General features: G+C 48.2%; 14 protein-coding genes. 13 read left to right on the top strand and 1 reads right to left on the bottom strand.

Features of this window, described 5'->3' with window-relative positions; translation table 11 throughout:
* The first annotated feature begins 47 nt into the window (after positions 1–47).
* Both MKY66_RS12175 and MKY66_RS12180 read left to right on the top strand, forming a co-directional pair.
* Positions 48–2555 (top strand): hypothetical protein, encoded by a 2508-nt coding sequence (locus MKY66_RS12175; protein ID WP_339807144.1) that lies wholly within the window; start codon positions 48–50, stop codon positions 2553–2555.
* A 35-nt stretch (positions 2556–2590) separates the two neighbouring features.
* Positions 2591–3661, top strand: a complete 1071-nt coding sequence (locus MKY66_RS12180) for a glycoside hydrolase family 88 protein (protein ID WP_076216230.1) — start codon at positions 2591–2593, stop codon at positions 3659–3661.
* Positions 3662–3720: 59 nt separating this feature from the next.
* Here the strand turns inward: MKY66_RS12180 and MKY66_RS12185 are convergent, their stop codons facing one another.
* Complete coding sequence (locus MKY66_RS12185) at positions 3721–5970, bottom strand: FAD-dependent oxidoreductase (RefSeq protein WP_076216228.1); 2250 nt, start codon at positions 5968–5970, stop codon at positions 3721–3723.
* A 146-nt stretch (positions 5971–6116) separates the two neighbouring features.
* Between MKY66_RS12185 and MKY66_RS12190 the strand changes: the two genes are divergently transcribed.
* From MKY66_RS12190 to MKY66_RS12240, 11 genes are all read left to right on the top strand, one after another.
* Positions 6117–6881 carry an AraC family transcriptional regulator gene (locus tag MKY66_RS12190; RefSeq protein WP_076216226.1) on the top strand — a complete coding sequence of 255 codons (765 nt, stop codon included), beginning with the start codon at positions 6117–6119 and terminating at the stop codon, positions 6879–6881.
* 392 nt (positions 6882–7273) lie between these two features.
* Entirely contained in the window at positions 7274–9565 is a 2292-nt protein-coding gene (locus MKY66_RS12195; protein ID WP_339807145.1) for an endo-1,4-beta-xylanase, read from the top strand.
* Positions 9566–9766: 201 nt separating this feature from the next.
* Entirely contained in the window at positions 9767–11587 is a 1821-nt protein-coding gene (locus MKY66_RS12200; protein ID WP_076216222.1) for a sensor histidine kinase, read from the top strand.
* Between the two features lie 182 nt (positions 11588–11769).
* Entirely contained in the window at positions 11770–12621 is an 852-nt protein-coding gene (locus MKY66_RS12205) for a helix-turn-helix domain-containing protein (RefSeq protein WP_076216221.1), read from the top strand.
* Positions 12622–12789: 168 nt separating this feature from the next.
* A complete protein-coding gene (locus MKY66_RS12210) occupies positions 12790–14106 on the top strand; it encodes an ABC transporter substrate-binding protein (RefSeq protein ID WP_076216219.1) in 1317 nt (438 codons plus the stop codon).
* A gap of 209 nt (positions 14107–14315) precedes the next feature.
* The gene (locus tag MKY66_RS12215; RefSeq protein WP_074094700.1) at positions 14316–15197 is read left to right on the top strand and encodes a sugar ABC transporter permease; all 882 of its coding nucleotides are present in this window, start codon (positions 14316–14318) and stop codon (positions 15195–15197) included.
* A gap of 17 nt (positions 15198–15214) precedes the next feature.
* A complete protein-coding gene (locus MKY66_RS12220; RefSeq protein WP_235200745.1) occupies positions 15215–16111 on the top strand; it encodes a carbohydrate ABC transporter permease in 897 nt (298 codons plus the stop codon).
* A 189-nt stretch (positions 16112–16300) separates the two neighbouring features.
* Positions 16301–16849, top strand: coding sequence for a glutathione peroxidase (locus MKY66_RS12225; protein ID WP_076216217.1), 549 nt, complete (start codon positions 16301–16303; stop codon positions 16847–16849).
* Between the two features lie 65 nt (positions 16850–16914).
* Complete coding sequence (locus MKY66_RS12230; RefSeq protein WP_339807146.1) at positions 16915–17778, top strand: AraC family transcriptional regulator; 864 nt, start codon at positions 16915–16917, stop codon at positions 17776–17778.
* 136 nt (positions 17779–17914) lie between these two features.
* Positions 17915–18169, top strand: coding sequence for a hypothetical protein (locus MKY66_RS12235; RefSeq protein ID WP_076216215.1), 255 nt, complete (start codon positions 17915–17917; stop codon positions 18167–18169).
* 147 nt (positions 18170–18316) lie between these two features.
* Positions 18317–18916, top strand: a complete 600-nt coding sequence (locus MKY66_RS12240) for a nitroreductase family protein (RefSeq protein ID WP_076216213.1) — start codon at positions 18317–18319, stop codon at positions 18914–18916.
* The last annotated feature ends 15 nt before the right edge of the window (positions 18917–18931 follow it).

The raw sequence follows: 18931 nt of genomic DNA on the forward strand, positions 1-18931 counted from the left end.
TGTCAGATACCACCGGGAGTGGGATGGATACCTTGAATTATAAACCTATGAAATTAGGTCACAATCAGGTCATTAATCATTGGATGATCAGCGGCATATATACAAAGCCTGTTGCCTTTGTTCCAACAACGATGGAGGGAGATATTAATGATTGGCTTATCGATGGTTTTGCCATTCATGAGAATCCATGCAGAAAGGAATTTGTAGAACATCGGAGAACGCAGCCTGTGAACCGATTTTTTGATCAATGGAGCGAGTTTCCTAGCCCGGGAGACGACTTCCTTGGAGAAGAAAACGGAATGCCTTGGGCACTGTATTCTCCTTGGAATAATCCACGGGTGGAGCAATCAGGATTTTGGTTTGTACCGACACATCTGCGCAGTTACGCGGCGACAAGACTCATTTCTCCGACTGCTCATACCGCCTCTTTGCGGATTAAGACCTATGGCAGTCTGACGTTGTGGGTGAATGGGGAAATGGTAACGGATTTTGCGCCACTCATGCGTAACAAGGAGCAGGAAATCGTTATTAAAGCTGAACTTGTAGCTGGAATCAATGAGATCTATGCCTGCTGGGAGGATCTGGCTGAGCGGGATACCATGTATGCTTTTGCGGTGGAATATCTGGGAGACGAGGAATTGGTGATTTCCCTGCCTATTGCTCCTCATTTGGCGGAGTCTGTAAAATCCGCAGAGGAAGCCCTCGAACAGGCTTATTTTCCTTCGGATCTCTTCAAAGGTGAGCAGATTAAGCTCAAGCTACCGCTTCCTCTACCGGACATCGTTAGAGAGGTTGATATTCAGTATGGCAATTTTTTTGACGGTACCGAAAATAAGACGATACACATAGCCGAAAAGGAAACGGACCTGGTCCTGGCACATACGAATCAACTCGGTCATCATTACGTATACTTCACGCTGGCTATTTCAGTTTCAAATGTTGTACTAACCAAGAAGTTTGGCTGCCAATCCTATGATACCAGCTATGATGAGGGAGCTCAGCAAGCTGCGGATATTGAAGCACGCAAATCCCTGGCTCTGCGATGTATTGCCGAGAAGGGCAGTCCCAATATTCATAAGGCCATCGCCATGCTGAAAACAGGAGGTAATCTGCAAGAAGCGGAGAACATTTTGCTTGATGGTGTGGAAGGGATTGAGCAACGGAAGGATTGCAGTGACTTCTATCTGGTGGGACTGTTCCGTCTTTGGAGAGATGAACGAAATAGTGGTCTGTTCAGTGAATCGTTCTGGGATCGGGTAAAAGCAAGCATTCTGGGCTATCGATATTGGATTGATGAACCTGGCGATGATGTGATGTGGTTCTTCAGTGAGAACCATGCCTTGTTGTTCCATACCAATGAACTGTTAGCCGGACAGCTGTTTGGGGATGAAACGTTCAGCAACAGTGGTGAATCCGGTGAAGTACACCGTCAAAAAGCAGAGCAGAGGCTTGCATTATGGTTTGAGCGCTTTTTGGATGAGGGATTGGCAGAATGGAATTCAAGTGCATACATTCCGATTGATGCGGTTGGGTTGTTGCATATCTATGAATTTGCCCATAATGAACAGCTCAGGCAGCAAGCCAAAAAGGCAATGGACCTGTTATTCTATTATATTACCGTTCAGATGCATCAAGGAGTCTTGTCCACAACGTTTGGGCGCAGCTATGAGAAGGAACTGCTGGGTGGTTATGCAGCGGGAACCACTTCAATGTGCTGGATCGCTTACGGCGTTGGCAATGTAAACAATTATTCAATAAGCAATGTTGCCTTGAGTTTATCCGATTACAGTCCTCCAGCAGCATATCAGGAGCATCTGTTGCTTGGGGAGAATCAGCAATTGGTGTTCGCTAATCAGCAGGGCAAGGGAGGTTACGCCAAGCTCTATCATTGTCGGACCAGGGAATACTCCTTATCCTCAATCATTCGCTTCCGTCCAGGCAAGCCAGGTTATCAGGAGCATGTCCAGCATTTATCTCTGTCACCTGAGGCGCTGATCTGGGTGAATCATCCGGCAGAAATATACAAGCATGGGGATGGTCGACCTTGCTTCTGGGCTGGGAATGGGGTATTGCCCGATGTTGTTCAGCATGAGGGGATCGCTTTGATGATGTTTGATATTCCTGCGGATAACAACTCTGACTGGACACATGCTTATTTTCCTACGCACTCCTTCACGGAATGGGTAAGGCATGAGAACTGGCACTTTGCCCGTTTGGATAAGGGTTATGCAGCTATATATGCGGCCAACGGGACGAGTATGGAGAGCAGCGGGGTGACAAGAAAACGTGAGCTTATTTCACCTGGCTTGCGTAACGCCTGGATTATAAGAGCAGGAAGCGAACAGCAATTCGGGTCATTTGACGCTTTTATCAACCAAGTTCGTTCTGCAAGCCCGCAATTCGATAATCAAGCTTTAACTCTCACTCTAACAGACCCGGTATATGGTCCAATTCAATGGGGAATGAACAAACCTTTTCTTATTAAAGAAGAGGAAATTATACACGAAGGTTATGGAGTGAAGGGACAACTGAAGTTACTGGACATGGAGCGCTGAATCGTGTGCAAGAAACCAAGGGAGTGATAACCAACATGCTGAATCAAATGGTGCTACAGGAGAGAATAAGCAAGGTATCCCAAGCGATGGAGTCTATGAAAAACACAAGCATCAATGAACAGTTTCCCATCGGACTAATCGACATACATCTATGGGAATGGCCGCAAGGTGTCGGTCTGTATGGCTTGCTTCAGCTCCATGAGGCAACGAAAGATCCCAAAGTGCTAGAATTTCTGGAATCATGGTATAATGCAAGGCTGATGGAAGGGTTACCGGAAAAAAATGTGAACACCTGCGCTCCGCTCCTTACTTTGATCTCATTATGCGAGCTGACCGGAAACAAGGAGTACGAACAGGTCTGTGAGGAGTGGAGCAGTTGGATCATGGATGGACTGCTGCGAACCGGAGATGGTGCGTTTCAACATATGATCACGGGAGATGCCAATGATGGTCAAATTCTGATTGATACCCTGTTTATGACGGTGCTATTTTTGGCCAAGGCAGGGGTATACTTCAAGAAACCCGACATGGTGGAAGAAGCCAAACGACAGTTCCTTGTTCATATCAAATATCTATATAACAAGAAAACCGGATTGTTCTATCATGGCTGGGATTTCAATGAAAATCATAACTATGGTGCTGTTCATTGGGGAAGAGGCAATGCATGGTATACGGCGGGAGTTATGGATTTCCTGAATATCATTCCGATCGAAGACGGGCTAAAGGCATATCTGTTGGATACAGCAACCGCTCAAGTCAGAGCACTGAGCAAGCTTCAAGGTGAGGATGGCATGTGGCACACTGTGCTGGATGATCCAACCTCTTACAAAGAAACCTCGGCAACGGCAGCGATTGGATACGGCATTCTCAAGGGAATCCGGTATGGATACCTGGATGAATCCTATCGCCAGAATGGCTTGAGTGCGCTTGAAGCGGTGTTGAAACAAATTGATGATCACGGAGTTGTACAGCAGGTGTCCTATGGTACACCTGTGGGGCAGGATGCTCAGTTTTATAAAGATATAGCGATCAGTCCGATGGGATATGGACAAGCACTTACGTTGTTTATCCTGATTGAGGGCTTACGGGTTCCAACCGCCGACTAGAATCAGGTGGACTTGTACGGAGGATGGGGGATACAGTTTCCTGTATCCTCCTTTTTGTTTTAGTAAGCTCGAATCTCGATTAATTCCGCATATCTGCTGCCATTTGTGGCATCAATTATGATTCTCAGAGCCTGAGCTGACACAGGGACTTCCAGGGAATGAATAACTTTTCTTTTGTGATTTTCTTGCACACTTGCGACTTGTGTCCATTCGCCAGCCGGAGTCAGTACCTCCACGTGATAATCACACACCAGCTCAGGCATCACACGGAATGTTGTGTGATGGTGATGTAAATTAACCAGATCCTCGTTCACATCATCATTAAACGTCAAGTGCAATTCAGCCAAGGTTTGTGGTTCTTCCCATGTCAGTTGTACCCATTCCGGCTTGCCAGACTGCATCGGCTGCGACATCCACTGTTGCGGCCCACCGTAAGGGCGATGATAACCGTTAATCGTGTTGTCCGCTGAATAGGCCGTGGTCTCAGAGAGGGTACGACAGCAGAAGGGCTGACGCGCCAACCCCAGCATGGACCATAATACGACAGGCTGATCCGTGGCATGATCCTCCAGATTTTTGGACACGTGGTTTTCTTCTGTTTTGAAGAAGATCAGCACGCCGCTGTGTGCTTCTGTCGAATGATAGAGTGAGACGGCTTTATTGGAGCGGATGATTATAAAAGCATTCTGCGGTTCTTCCGGTCGCCATTCGAGCGGCAGCTTCACCCACTGCGCAGTTCCTGTTGTAACGTTAACAGTCGCCGTAACTTGTAACAAATGCGGGACGTAGTTCTCCTTCCGCCCCGTATCCCACAGCTCTACCGTCAGCGCGGTATCGCTGGATGCATCCAGTAGCAGCTCCAGGCCGCTGAGCACTGGATGCACAGGCAACAGCAGGGCAACATCCGTACCCAGCGGGTACGTCTCGCCAGGCTGCTCAAGGGCGATGCCCGTCAGCGTGCTGGAGGCTGTAGCCTTGGCACGCCGGGCCAGATCCAGCTCATCGTGGCTGCGCACCCCGATGATGGAAGCGTCCTGCCGCAACAACGTTTGCTGCAGCACCGCCAGATGCCTCGCGTGCAGCTCGCGCGGCGACACCCCCATGGCCGCGCAGAGCGCCGCGCCTGTACCCGCGGCTTCGCCGATGACCGCGCATGTTGCCATGACGCGCGTTGTGCCGAAGGCGACATGTGATGCACTGATGTCGCGCCCGGCCATGAGCATATTCCGCACATTTGCGGAATACAACGAGCGGAACGGCACGTGATATACGCCATGAGCATGCATATGCTTCGAGCCACTCGCTTCGGCGTACATGCCCTGCGGGGGATGCAGGTCAATGGACCAGCCGCCAAAGGCAACGGCATCCGGGAACTCCCGCTGTCTGATAATATCGTTCTGGGTGAGCACATAGTCACCCGTGAAGCGGCGGTACTCCCTTTTGCCAGGTAGAGAACCAATCCACTCCAGCGTCATATGATCTGCATCAAACTTGCCGGAGTTCTTGATATAGTCCCAGATCCCGTAGATCACGGACCACAGTTCATCACGGATCAGCTCATTGTCATGAACGGTGTCATGTTCACCGCCCCATTCAATCCACCAATAATGACAACCGGAATCCCCGCTGCGAATGACCCGGCGAATCGGAATACTCGTCTGTGTAATATCCTTGGCAAAAGAAGGCGGGATATAACGGACAGGCGCACCAGCATCCTTGGTATAGAAGAGAAGTGTACTGCCCAGCGTGATCTGATCAGCCACGTCTGGTGCCCACTCTTCGCCATATTCGCTGCGGGCTTCCCGACCGAGTGCAAACTTGGCACCTGCCAGAAAGCCAACCAATCCATCGCCCGTACAGTCCAGATAGATCTGACTTTCGAATCGGATTTTGCGCTCAGAACCCATCATCCACCCGGTAACGGAGGTGATCATGCGTTCATCCCCATCCCCAGTGGCCTCGACTTCATGTACATCCGTGTTCAGGTACAGGCTGATGTTGGATTCAGCCCGAACGGCTTCCAGAATGATCAAGTCCCAGAGATAAGGATTGCCCTCTGGATTACGATACTGATTCTCTACAAATAGTTCTCCCATAATACCCGTTTCCCGGGCATAACGGTTAATCCCGTGGGCGGTGGCACCGCACACCCAGACCCGAACCTCGCTGCTGGAATTGCCGCCAAGCACGGGGCGATTCTGCACCAGCGCCACCTGCTGCCCCATGCGGGCAGCGGCTATCGCGGCGCATACACCAGCAAGTCCTCCGCCGATGACGGTGATGTCGTATTGTACATGCTCTTGTTTCATATCTGTGACCTCCTTAACTGAAGTTAGATCCACCTTGACTCCAACTACATATCTATAATTTCATCTTAGATTTATATATTCACTTTTTAAATGCACTATACTATCATCAAACATATACTTTATTTCACAGAAAGGGTGGTCAAGTCATGGAGCTGCTTAACCACATCTACTGGAAGCAAAAAGGGGAATTTGCTCTTACGGAAGATATCTATACGACTTGGGTGGCTTTTGCCGTCGAAGAGGGAATATTCCATTATGAGATTGGGGGTCAGATCGGAGAAGCGAGTTTTGGCGATCTGGTGCTGTGCCCCCCGGCGGTTCCTTTTCGGCGGACAGTCATTACCCCACTAACATTTCACTATTTACAGTTTAGCAGTAGCCTGGAGGAGGAGGAGCTTCTGCCACCAGCCGGAAAATCGCTGATTAATGACACGAAGCGGTTAGCCTCGACGTACGCTTATTTACGCCAGGACAGTGAGGAGAATAAGGGGGAAGTTGTCCGTTGGAAGACACATTTTATGATGGATTTGTGGCAGTTGTATCAGGTGGAACGCAGACAGAATCGCTTAAAGGAGCGGAGATTTACCGAAGACGCACGAATGGCTGAAGCGGCAGCGCTGCTGGAGGAGCGGGCGGAAGAGGAGATCAGCCTTCAGGAATTGGCACAGCGACTGGCCTTGAGTCCGGTGCAGTTGACAAGGCGTTTCCGGGAAGCTTTTCAGGAGACGCCATCAGGCTATCTCAAACGGGTCCGTCTGAAAAAAGCGCAGAACCTCTTGGCTGACAGCAGCCTGACCCTTAACCAAATTGCCGAGCGATGCGGATATGAGAACGGTTTTTATCTGAGTAGAGTGTTCTCCAAAACGTTGGGCATAAGTCCATCTGAGTATCGCAGGAGACACAGGGTGTAAGCTGAAAGAAGAGAGCAGAAAGATTTGAAGACAACTTTTGAAGCCAGCGGAGCACTAGGTATACACCTTCGTTACGGGTTGCCCAGATTATGGAGGAGCTGGTGTGAATGAATGCAGAAGCAACGGATACTACATTTCTAACCGAAATTAGAGGGGAAGTACATTTCAGTTGTAGATCATAGACGATTTATACTATAATTTACCATATGGAGTCCTTATCCGAACGTATGCCCCCCGTATCCGTTTGAATGAGGACTCTGATTTTATAACTAAAACCAAGGAGGTGGATATGGCCTTAGCCTTTGGAATAAGGAATTCATCCTAATATTCGATAAAGGAGAATGGAAGCGATGAAGAAAATGATATTTTTGAAAGCGCTTAAATTTGTTTTGATGATAACTTTGTTAGTTCCTTTGTATTGGGCAGCTCCATCTGTTCATGCGGCAGAAGAGGAGAATACCTTGATTCTGAGTCATGATTTTGAAGACGGCACGGTCCAGAGCTGGAGCGGACGCGGTGAAGTAGAAACGCTTCATGCAAGCGCCGTTGCAGCTCGTACCGGAGATTATGGACTGGAAGTGAGCGGGCGTGCTATGACATGGCATGGGCCAGCGCTGGATGTGACAGAACTTTTGGAGGTGGGACAGACGTATGTGTTCACTGGCTGGGTGAAGCTTCCGGCGGGAGCGTCCAGCACAAACCTCAATATGTCTTTACAGCGTACCCTGCCAGATACAACACATTATGAAAATTTAACATTCGGTACCGCATCCGCAGGCGGATGGACCAAGCTTACTGCACAGTTTAAAATGCTGGAACCAGCGAATCAGTTATCGGTTTATTTTGAAGTGCCAGACCGTGCCACAGCTTCTTTTTATGTGGATGATTTCCGATTGGAGAAGCTGCCAGATCTCGGACCCATTGTGATCGAAGAAGACATTCCTTCCCTACAGGATGCTTTTGCGGGCAAGTTTCGAATTGGGACGGCCTTCACGAACAATGAACTGCTGACCGAACCGGACAAGCAGCTGCTTACGAAGCATTTTGATAGTCTGACACCAGGCAATGTTCTGAAATGGGACAGTACCGAGCCGCAAGAGGGTATGTATAATTTCAGCGGGTCGGATGCCGCAGTTGCTTTTGCAGCAGCGAACGGACAAGAAATACGCGGGCATACCCTCGTTTGGCATACACAAACTCCGGATTGGGTATTTCACGATGCCAACGGCAATCTGGTGAGCAAAACGGTGCTGTATGAACGGATGCAGCAGCATATTGAGACGGTAATGGAGCGTTATCAAGGCCAGATCTACGCTTGGGACGTTGTGAATGAAGTCATTGATGCCTCCGAGCCGGATGGCCTGCGGCGCAGTCTGTGGTACCAGATTGCCGGGGAAGAATATATTGAGAAAGCATTTGAATTCGCCCATGCAGCCGACCCGGATGCCAAGTTGTTTATTAATGACTACAATACCCATGAGCCGGCCAAAAGCCAGGCCCTCTACAATCTGATCACTCGCCTTCAAGCCAAGGGTGTGCCTATTGACGGAGTCGGCCATCAAACACACATCAGCCTCTTTTATCCAACCCTTTCGGAAATTGAGAGTTCCATTGTTAAATTTAAGGCGCTGGGCCTCGAAACACATATTACTGAGCTTGATGTAAGTGTATATTCCAATGATTCGCAATCTTATGATATCTTCCCGGAAGAACTGAAGACACAGCAGGCGGCGCTGTACAAGTCCCTGTTCCAGATCTTCCTGAGGCATACGGACACAGTCAAAAATGTTACCTTGTGGGGCAAGGATGATGCCAATACCTGGCTACGAACCTTCCCGGTCGCCCGCAACAACTGGCCGCTGCTTTTCGACGAGCGACTCCAGTCCAAGCCAGCCTATTGGTCCGTATTAGAGACGGTTCAGGTCGAGGCAGTACCAGCCGCTCCCCAGAATCTGACCGCCACTGCGGTTAGCGACAACAGCATCAATCTAAGCTGGAGTGCATCTGCAAGTGCGACCTCCTATACGGTAAACAGGTCGCTGACAGCAGCCGGACCGTATACATCTGTGGCCGCTGTATCGGGAACAAGCTATAAGGATATGGCGGTATCTGCTGGAACCACCTACTACTATGTGGTGAATGCGGTTAACAGCGTTGGGAAGAGTGTGAACTCCGTTCAAGCTTCCGCAAAGGTCCAGGGTGGAGGGCCGCCAGAGCCTGCTGGCAATCTGACTCTAGCCTATCGTGCAGGGGATACAAATCTGCTCGATAACCAAATGAAACCGCAGTTTGTCATTCACAACAACGGTACCTCCACAGTTAGCCTGAATGAACTGACAATTCGTTACTGGTATACAGTGGACGGGGAGAAACAACAATCCTTTTTCTGTGATTATGCACAGCTTGGAGGCAGTCAGATCAGCGGCAGCATAGTGAAACTGCCTGGACCTGTTCCTGGAGCGGACCATTATCTGGAACTGAAGTTCGGTACCGGAGCAGGCGTGATCCCGGTCGGAGGAACCTCTGGGGAGATACATACCCGGTTGCACAAAGCGGACTGGTCCAATTACAGCGAAGGGGATGATTATTCCTTTAACCCGCTGCAGACCTCTTTTGCCGATTGGACCAAGGTAACTCTTTACCGGAACGGCGAGCTTGTCTGGGGAGTGGAGCCTATATCCTAATTTGCTAAGTCGTTATATCTAGCCTAGCCGGAGATCCCAGATCTCCGGCAGTTTTTTTAATTCAATAGAACAAATCTGTGTATCCCTATCCCGTCCCTGGCAACTGGTATCACATATCCATGCGAATGAGCCCGGCCCCGGCCGAAGCGGGGGAACTGATGGTATAATGATCTAAATAATTGCAGGGGGAGCGCTGAGGGGATGACAAAGCCCGACTGGAAGACCTTTTTGCCGCATAAGCTCAGGTATCGGCTGTTTGGTGCGTTTGTGGTGTTGATTCTGCTGCCATTCAGCGTACTTAATGTCTACAACTATGGACAGATCGAATCTCTGGTTGAGCAAAAAATCAGCGAACAGAGCCACGAGCAACTGGTGCAGATATATGGTTCTCTGGAGGACCAGATGAGTATTGCATTCAAAACCCTGATTTTTCTGGAACAGGATTCAGCCGTAAGAAACGTCCTGACTTCTCCAGACAATCGTTCTCCGCTTGAGAATAAGTCGTTGGTGGAAGAGAAGTTCAAGATGATCAACAACAGCTTTTTTCTATATAATCCTTCCGTGTACTTCACGCTGTTAGATTTTCATGATAACGTTTACACTTCGTATTTGCCCAAAAAAGCTCTGGCCTATGGCCCTTATCGGGAACAATTTCGCAAGCATCTTGGAGAAATGACCTTCATCAAAGGCAACACTGATTCAAACTCGTTTCCATCAGAAGAGTTGCTCTACCGCTGGGATGCCCGGGATACCAACCATGTCCTGCGGGAGCTATCCTCCAGCCCGTATCTGTTGTCCCTCTATGCGTATATGAAGGACAGTGGCGGCAAAAGGTACGGAATGGCACGGATCAGCATCGATTATTCGTACTGGTTTCAGTCTATGCTGAAGGATTCGCAGAGCAATCAGGAGTATTTCCTGATTACTGGCAATGGGGAAACGATTGCCCGCTCGTCCGAAAAAGCGGTACTTTCCCCAGATGTGACCCGGGAAATTGCACTTCATCCGGCAGAGGCCTATCTGACGGATAATGATTCAGATACGCTGATTAACTACGTATACATCGAGTCACTGGACTGGTACATGGTAAATCGTATTCCACTAGCTGTGTTGTTTACGGAGATATCGGGGCTTAAGCAGCGCTATTTTTTAACGTTTTTTGGCTTCACAGCAGCATTTGTGCTCATGGCCTTTATGATCTCGGCGACGTTCACTCGGCCTTTATCACATCTGCAGAACCAGATGAAGGAGGTTGTACGCAAAAACCTCAAGGTCCGTATCCCTGAAGGCCGCAGCCGCGGAGAAGTGCTGGAACTGACCCGTACGTTCAATACCATGCTGGATGATGCCAATCAGATGATCAACAGACTCAAGGCGGAAGAACGCCAGAAGGAAGCGGTACATTTTCATATGCTCCTGGCCCAGATGAATCCGCACTTTCTCCTGAATACATTGAATACAATGAAATGGAGTGCGATCCGCAGCGGAAATGAAGAGATCTCCGAAATGTGTGTTTCCTTGGGCAAATTACTGGAGGTCAGCCTGAATTCACAGGTTGAATTGGTATACCTGAAGGATGAGATCGAGTTGGTTCAAGCCTACCTTCATATTCAGCGGATTCGTTACCGCGATAGTTTTGAGGTGACTTGTGAATTTGACGATAAACTGGAGTATGCGCTCGTGCCCAAGCTGAGTTTGCAGCCACTGGTGGAGAATGCCATTCACCACGGTGTTGGGCCACTGGAACAGCTTGGTCAGATCCGCATTGGAATTTATAGGCAAGACACAGGAAAGCTGATGCTGGAGGTGGCAGACAACGGAATTGGAATGGAGGAATCCCGGCGTCAGCAGATGACCCGCACACGTCCGGGGATCGGCCTGTCTAACCTTAAGGAACGATTGCGATTATTGTTCAAAGGCCAAAGTGCACTTGAAGTGATTGATACCAAGCCGGGGACATTAGTGAGGTTCAGCATTCCTTTTTTATTGTCGACGCCTTACTTACAGAAGCGGTCAGACTAGGGCGTGTCTGAAAACTCCGAAGGAAGCAGATTTTGCTGAATTTTCGTTCCGAGCAAGGAAGTTTTCCGCAGGCGTGCCGAGGCACGTCAAGGGAAAGTGACGAAGCATGGGGCGAAAAGGCGGTAAAAGATGCACTTCGCGAGTTTTGAGAAACGCCCTACGACTGGAGAGGGGAATCTGGCATGTGGAAAGTATTACTTGTAGAGGATGAGGTATTCGTACGAGAGTCGGTGAGAGAGATTATTTCCTGGGAAGAGCTGGGCTTCACGGTCATCGGAGAATCCGGTAACGGGACCGAAGCGCTGGCGATGATTATACAGGATACACCGGATCTGGTACTGACCGATATTGTCATGCCAGGTATGGATGGTCTGGAATTACTCAAACAGACCCGTCAGGCCGGGTTAAAAACCAAGTTTGTCATGCTCACCTGTATGGGGGAGTTCGAATATGTACGCCGTGCAATGGAATACGGGGCTTCCAATTATATTTTGAAGCTGTCGATGAGTGTGAATTCACTGCGTGATACACTTCGTAAAGTAAGTGCAGAACTGGGAGCTTCGGCGGAAGTCCGAACGGAGGCAGACCATCATGAAGTGCCACCTTCCACACCGGTTATAACATCAACGCCTGATTTGCCTAATTCTCTTACGGTCTCTTCTGCGCCCTCACCTGAACCTGATCTTCCATTTACACCTGTTCGCGAGCCGATTGTGAAGCATCCGGAGATTAGCAAAATAATTCAGTATATCGGACAGCATTACGACCAGGACATTACCGTCAAATCCATGTCACGATATGTGATGATGGGCGAGAATTATGTGAGTGCTTTGTTCAAAAAGAAAACCGGTCATACCCTGATTCATTACCTGCATGGGGTACGGATGGAGAAAGCGGCTGAATACTTGCGTGAGACGGACCTTCCTGTACAGGAGATTGGTTACCGGGTAGGGTTCGGAAGTGATAATTATTTCATCAAAATATTCAAGCGTTGGACCGGTTGCACGCCCAGCCAGTATCGCCATCGTTCGTGACTCACAGGATGAGTAGAAGGAATATGTGTACCGAGTGCTCAGGCAAACACAAGTAAATCCGTATTTTTGTTCAATCCGAATCATGGATATGTATCTTATGAACCCAGCAAGGTCCCTGCTACGATGTAACGGAAGGTACACTTCAATTCAGGGAGGTCATGTGACCAGATGAGAATCAAAAAAGGATTAACGGGGTTAATCGTAGGTGCGCTGATGCTGGGATTGCTTGCCGGCTGTGTAGGTAAAAATGAGACGAACGGTGGGGATAACGGAGGTGGAGCGGCAGAGGGAAAAGTGAAGCTCACCATGTGGGGCGCGGTGCCGCCCGAGAATGGTCCACAGGAAGTGGTGGATACCTGGAATGCGGAGCATCCTGATATTCAGGTGGAATATGTGCGGTTTGTGAATGACGATGATGGCAACCTGAAGCTGGATACGGCGCTGTCCACCGGGCAGAACGTTGACCTGTATGTCAACTATACCCTTACAAATCTGGATAAACGCATCAAGGGCGGTACAGCACTGGATCTGGGCGAGTTCACCGACTACAACATTGATGAGAAAATGGGTGAAGATGCGGCTTCCTGGAAAGTGGACGGAAAATATTACGGGATGCCAACCAAGAAAAACGCTGCCTTCTTCGCTTTAAATATGAAAGCGCTTGATCAGGCCGGACTGAGTGTACCGAAAGCCTGGACATGGGATGAAGCCCGTGAATATGCACTCAAACTGAAGACAGCTGGCTTCAAGTACGGATTGGTGCAGCATACCGCTTCCTATGTAGACCCGCTCGATTCCGTTCTGGTGAAGAACGGTTATGTTAAGGCAGACGGTTCTTCCAACCTCGATGATCCGCTCGTTACCAAATGGCTGGAGACGTTGAACGGGATGATGAAGGAGGATGCAACCACGCCTCCACTCGGGGAGCAGCTGACTTCCAAAATGCCGGTGGAAAACATGTTCCTTGGCGGTGAGTCTGCCATGATTAATATCGGCGAATGGCTGATCCGCACATCCAACAATATGACCGAGTTCCCGCGGGATTGGAAAATCGCCTTTGCCCCTGTACCGAGATTGGCTGCACAAGAAGCAGATATGGTGAAGAGTGGAGGACTTGGTGACTTTATTGCGATCAATTCCAAGTCGAAAAATAAAGAAGCCGCATGGGAGTTCCTGAAATGGTACGCCGATGGGGGAATGATGCCGATGGCTGCGGGTGGACGTTTGCCTTCCTCCAATGCCGTTGATCAACAGACTGCGATCGATCATCTGCTGGGCGATTATGCCGATTCTTATGATAAAGAGTCTCTGGAATTTGTGTTGTACGGTGACGAGACACCTACGTTTGTCCGCAGCATTGCGCAGGAAGTGGTCGATCTGCGTGCACAGGAGTATGAAAAGTTCTTCCTTGGTAACCAGACTGCCGAAGTAACGGTACAGAACATGGTCAAACGCCATAATGACTGGCTGAAGCAGAATCAATAGATTGCAAAAGTAATGAGTTCAAAGGCCGTCCCCAATGGGACGGTTTTTTCTATATAAGCAATAGAACAATTCCATGTTATTTCTCTCCCGAAAGGCACTGCCGAAATACATATATCTGTGATATCAGGTACAGGGTTATGTTCCTTAAATGTTAGAGGACATCTTGTTATGCTTAATTCCAGAACAGATGTTAAGGAGTGGGGGAGCATATGCATAAATCCTGGATGAAACGGCAGAGCAGACTCGGGTATCTGTTTATTGGGCCCAATATGATTGGCGTGCTGTTGTTTTTTATTATACCGGCTGTCTATTCGTTCTATCTCATGTTCACTGATTACAAATTCATGAGCCCGGAGACGAATTTCGTCGGGCTGGACAATATCCGCCGGATGTTGAATGATGATCTGTTTGGCGTGGCGCTGCGAAATACATTTGTATTTCTGTTAGCGGTTCCGGTATCGATGGGGTTGGCATTTATCGTAGCTGTGGCGCTGAATAAGTCGGTGTACTGGCAAAAAACGCTGCGTGCCCTCTATTTCATGCCCTATATCACCAGCGGTGTTGCCATTGCTTTTGTCTGGATGCTGCTGTTCCAGCCAACATCGGGGCCAATTAATGGTTTCTTGCGCGGAATCGGTATTACGAACCCTCCCGGCTGGTTATCAACAACCGAATGGTCCATGTATGCGATTGATATCATCTGGATCTGGTTCATGCTGGGTTACAACATGATTATTTATCTGGCCGCTTTGCAGGAAATTCCGGAGGAACTGGTTGAGGCTGCACGGATAGATGGAGCCCGTCCATGGCAGACGATACGCCAAGTGATTTGGCCTCTTGTGAGTCCAACTACCTTTTTGCTGCTGATTACCGGGCTGATTATGACCATCAAAAACTTTGGTATCATTCAAGCGATTACCCAGGGTGGGCCGGGGAACAGTACAACCGTCCTGTCGCTGTTTATCTACCAGAATGCCTTCCGCTACTACGAGATGGGCTACGCTGCTGCCATTAGCTGGGCACTCTTTGCCATCATTATGGTCTTCACTGTTTTGCAGTGGCTCGGTCAGAAACGTTGGGTTCACTATTAAGGAGGGGAGGGATCGTTATGGAGAAACAAATTGCCGCGAATGCGAAGCCCACAGCTCCACATTCACCTAAAGTTAAAGTCCGCATGGAGTCCTTGAGCCAGATTCGAAAAATCATACTGACAATTCTGATGTCCGGGTTTGCCCTGCTGATGATTATGCCGTTCATCTGGATGATCAGCACGTCGTTCAAATCTCCTGCGGACGTATTCACCTATCCCATCCAGTGGATACCCTCCAGCCTGAACTGGGAGCATCATATTAAGGTCTGGAGCGGAGCGGATACCTTTGCGACATATTATCTGAACTCGTTGAAAATATCGCTAATTAGCACGATCGGAGCTGTATTTCTCTCAGCTTTTGCCGCTTATGGCTTCGCACGGATTCAATTCAAAGGTCGGGAGACATTGTTCCTGATCTATCTCTCAATGATGATGGTGCCGCCGCAGGTGCTCTTTGTACCGAAGTTTCTGATGTTTGAATGGGTCGGCATATATAATACGCACTGGGCATTGATCCTGCCCGGAATGTTCACGATCTTTGGGGTGTTTATGCTGCGGCAATTCTTCCTGTCAGTGCCTTCAGAGATCTCGGAAGCGGCGTTCATCGACGGTGCCGGTCACCTGCGCATATTCTTCAGGTTGATTCTGCCCTTGGCGAAGCCTGCGCTGGCTACCCTGGCGATTATCGATTTCTCCTGGCACTGGAATGACTATGAGAATGCGCTAGTGTTCCTGATCGACAAAGACCTGTACACTGTGCCGCTCGGACTGCAGAACTTTATTCTGGAGAACAATGTGGATTACAACGGCATGATGGCCGCTGCCACGGCAGGCATTATTCCGATGATCATCGTTTTTCTCGTGGGTCAGCATTATATCATCCAAGGCGTGGCCGGAAGTGCTGTGAAGGGCTGAAGCTGCTGTCACTGTGATCCCATATAATAACCCTTTTGCTGAACGAAGAGATTTTCGCGGCAGAAGGGTTTTCTGTTGAAAGGGAGAGTAACTTATCTTCTCCAATACAATAGTTCAAACTTCGTATATAATTAACAATGACATATGATGCTGTATGACTACATAACTATCGCGAGGTGCACTAGACTTATGCCAACCATCTACGACTTTACCGTAACCAGAACCAGTGGAGAGCGTTTCCCGCTCTATCAATATGAAGGAAAACCTGTGCTCATCGTAAACACGGCAAGTAAATGTAAATATACGCACCAGTTTGATGACATGCAGAAGCTGTATGACCAGTACAAGGATCAAGGGCTTCAGATTATTGGTTTCCCATGTAACCAGTTTGCAGAGCAAGAGCCTGGAAGCAGTTCGGAAGCGGAATCGTTTTGCCAGATTAACTATGGTGTGAAATTTCCGATGTTCTCCAAACTGGATGTGAATGGAGAAGCGGCGCACCCGCTCTACGACTTTTTGAAAAGATCAGGGCCTTTTGCTGGCTTTGATGAAACAGATATACAGGCCAAATTATTGAAATTAATGGTGGCTGAGAAGGCACCAGAATGGTTACACGGCGATGCAATCAAATGGAATTTCACGAAATTCCTGATTGATGCAGAGGGTCGTGTGGTCAGACGCTTCGAACCTATCGACTCCATCGACGAGATTCAAGAGAGTATTAAACAGCTTCTATAATTTCACTTTCATATATCCTACAGGGGCATGACACAAATCGTATCCCTCTTCCGAACAGGAGGTGCATGAATGTGCCGAGCATGATGCAATTTAGTGCTTCACTGGAGTATAGTTACCGATCCACCAGCACGTTTAACCCAGGCAAGACAGATGGATTCCACTCACATCCACATTATGAGATATATTATTTTCATGATGGAGAATGTACTTACATCATAGGGGACCGGGTATATAACCTGGAGCCGGGCGATCTGGTGCTGATGCATGGCTTGACTCTTCATCGACCGCATCCGAAACCAGGCAGTGCTTATGAGCGAAGCACACTGCATTTTGATCCGTCTGCAATCCGCAGCAGCTTGCATCCGGACCGTATGGTTGAGGTCCTGAGACCATTTGAAGAACTCAGAAACTGTCGGGTCAATCTGAAGGGAGATAACCGCTCTGAATTCGAAGCTCTATTGCATGATCTTCATCGTCTGTCTCAAAGTCAGAGCAATTTCAGGCAAGAGCGAATGAATGTCAGACTGTGTGATCTGTTGTATTTTGTAGCAGAGATCTGCCAGGGTGATGTCCAGGAACAACTTCCCTCATCGGAGAGAGAGCGGCATGTCCAACACATTATTCGTTATGTGGATACCCATTATATGAAGGACATTGGTCTGGATGATTTGGCACTGGAATTACATCTGTCCAAGCCATATCTGGCAGGTATGTTTAAGGAAATGACAGGTTTGACGATATTTAAATATCTGTATGACCGTCGCATCAATCAGGCGAAGCTTTTGTTTCAGTTTCAGCCTGAGATCACCGTGACAGAAGCAAGTCGATTGTCCGGTTTCAAACGCCTTTCGCATTTTAGTCGGATGTTCAAACAAAGTGTGGGATGTTCGCCTGATCTGTACCGTACCCAATTGCATCGCCAATCATAGAAGTCTTCTTTGAGCTGACCAGCTTGTCTGGTTGGCTTTTTTTGTTGATTTTCGTTTGAGGAATGCATACCACTGTGTTTAGAGGACACGCAGAACAGGTAAAGAAAGGTAATGAACCCAGAGGAGGCGAATATGAATGAAACAGCGCACACCGGATCAGAATAACAACGATACCCAACAGGAACAATCCCGTGACAATCCTGAACAATATAAGACAGAGCACGAAAGTCTGCTTGACAGATATGAAGAAGAACAGACTGTAGATCCAATTCCGATGGAAGATCTGAATATGGAAGCTCAGGAAGAGAAGAATAAAGATCAGACAAAAAGTAACTCGTCTACTGAAGAGAAATACCGGGCGGATTATCGTAAAAAGACGGGCGAAGGATAAGTTCAATTGCTGCATTGGGCAAACTTGTTGAATTATTTTCGGTGAATGTATATTTAGTGAAAATAAATTAGTTTGTTGACTAATGTATGTTACTATATTATAGTTACTATGTTGGCAATTGAAAAAAATTTTGGGAGGCGAATAAGAATGACGACTTTTTTTGATGCGTTGAAAAACAGAAGATCTTATTATGGAATCAGCAAGGAATCTACAATTTCGGATGCTAAAATCCAGGAAATCGTAGAAGAAGCGGTGAAATATACACCAACTTCCTTTAACTCACAAACATCCCGTGCCGTTGTATTGCTCGGTGAACAACATGATAAATTGTGGAATCACACAGAAGAAATTTTGCGTGAAGTGGTAGGTAATGAAGAAGCCTTCAAATCCACAGCAGAAAAAATGACTGGATTCCGCAGCGGATATGGTACGGTTCTCTTCTTCGAAGATAACAATGCGATCGCACAGCTTCAACAAAATTTTGCAGCTTATGCAGATAACTTCCCAATCTGGGCTAACCAATCCAACGGTATGTTGCAACTGGTAATCTGGACTGCTCTGGAACAAGAAGGTCTGGGTGCATCTTTGCAGCACTACAACCCGTTGATTGACGAGAAAGTGAAGAAAGAATGGAGCATTCCTGAGAGCTGGAGATTGATCGCTCAGATGCCATTTGGTAAACCAACGGCAGCACCGGGTGAGAAAGAATTCCAACCCATTGAAGAGCGCGTAAAAGTACACAAGTAAGCTTCGCATTTCCCA

The sequence above is a fragment of the Paenibacillus sp. FSL R5-0766 genome (genome assembly GCF_037971845.1).
Classification (GTDB): Bacteria; Bacillota; Bacilli; order Paenibacillales; family Paenibacillaceae; genus Paenibacillus.

Excerpts from the sequence above, each read along its gene's own strand:
- MKY66_RS12175 (WP_339807144.1), top strand. The coding sequence starts at position 48 with ATGAAATTAGGTCACAATCAGGTCATTAATCATTGGATGATCAGCGGC.
- MKY66_RS12180 (WP_076216230.1), top strand. The coding sequence starts at position 2,591 with ATGCTGAATCAAATGGTGCTACAGGAGAGAATAAGCAAGGTATCCCAA.
- MKY66_RS12185 (WP_076216228.1), bottom strand. The coding sequence starts at position 5,970 with ATGAAACAAGAGCATGTACAATACGACATCACCGTCATCGGCGGAGGA.
- MKY66_RS12190 (WP_076216226.1), top strand. The coding sequence starts at position 6,117 with ATGGAGCTGCTTAACCACATCTACTGGAAGCAAAAAGGGGAATTTGCT.
- MKY66_RS12195 (WP_339807145.1), top strand. The coding sequence starts at position 7,274 with ATGATAACTTTGTTAGTTCCTTTGTATTGGGCAGCTCCATCTGTTCAT.
- MKY66_RS12200 (WP_076216222.1), top strand. The coding sequence starts at position 9,767 with ATGACAAAGCCCGACTGGAAGACCTTTTTGCCGCATAAGCTCAGGTAT.
- MKY66_RS12205 (WP_076216221.1), top strand. The coding sequence starts at position 11,770 with ATGTGGAAAGTATTACTTGTAGAGGATGAGGTATTCGTACGAGAGTCG.
- MKY66_RS12210 (WP_076216219.1), top strand. The coding sequence starts at position 12,790 with ATGAGAATCAAAAAAGGATTAACGGGGTTAATCGTAGGTGCGCTGATG.
- MKY66_RS12215 (WP_074094700.1), top strand. The coding sequence starts at position 14,316 with ATGCATAAATCCTGGATGAAACGGCAGAGCAGACTCGGGTATCTGTTT.
- MKY66_RS12220 (WP_235200745.1), top strand. The coding sequence starts at position 15,215 with ATGGAGAAACAAATTGCCGCGAATGCGAAGCCCACAGCTCCACATTCA.
- MKY66_RS12225 (WP_076216217.1), top strand. The coding sequence starts at position 16,301 with ATGCCAACCATCTACGACTTTACCGTAACCAGAACCAGTGGAGAGCGT.
- MKY66_RS12230 (WP_339807146.1), top strand. The coding sequence starts at position 16,915 with ATGAATGTGCCGAGCATGATGCAATTTAGTGCTTCACTGGAGTATAGT.
- MKY66_RS12235 (WP_076216215.1), top strand. The coding sequence starts at position 17,915 with ATGAAACAGCGCACACCGGATCAGAATAACAACGATACCCAACAGGAA.
- MKY66_RS12240 (WP_076216213.1), top strand. The coding sequence starts at position 18,317 with ATGACGACTTTTTTTGATGCGTTGAAAAACAGAAGATCTTATTATGGA.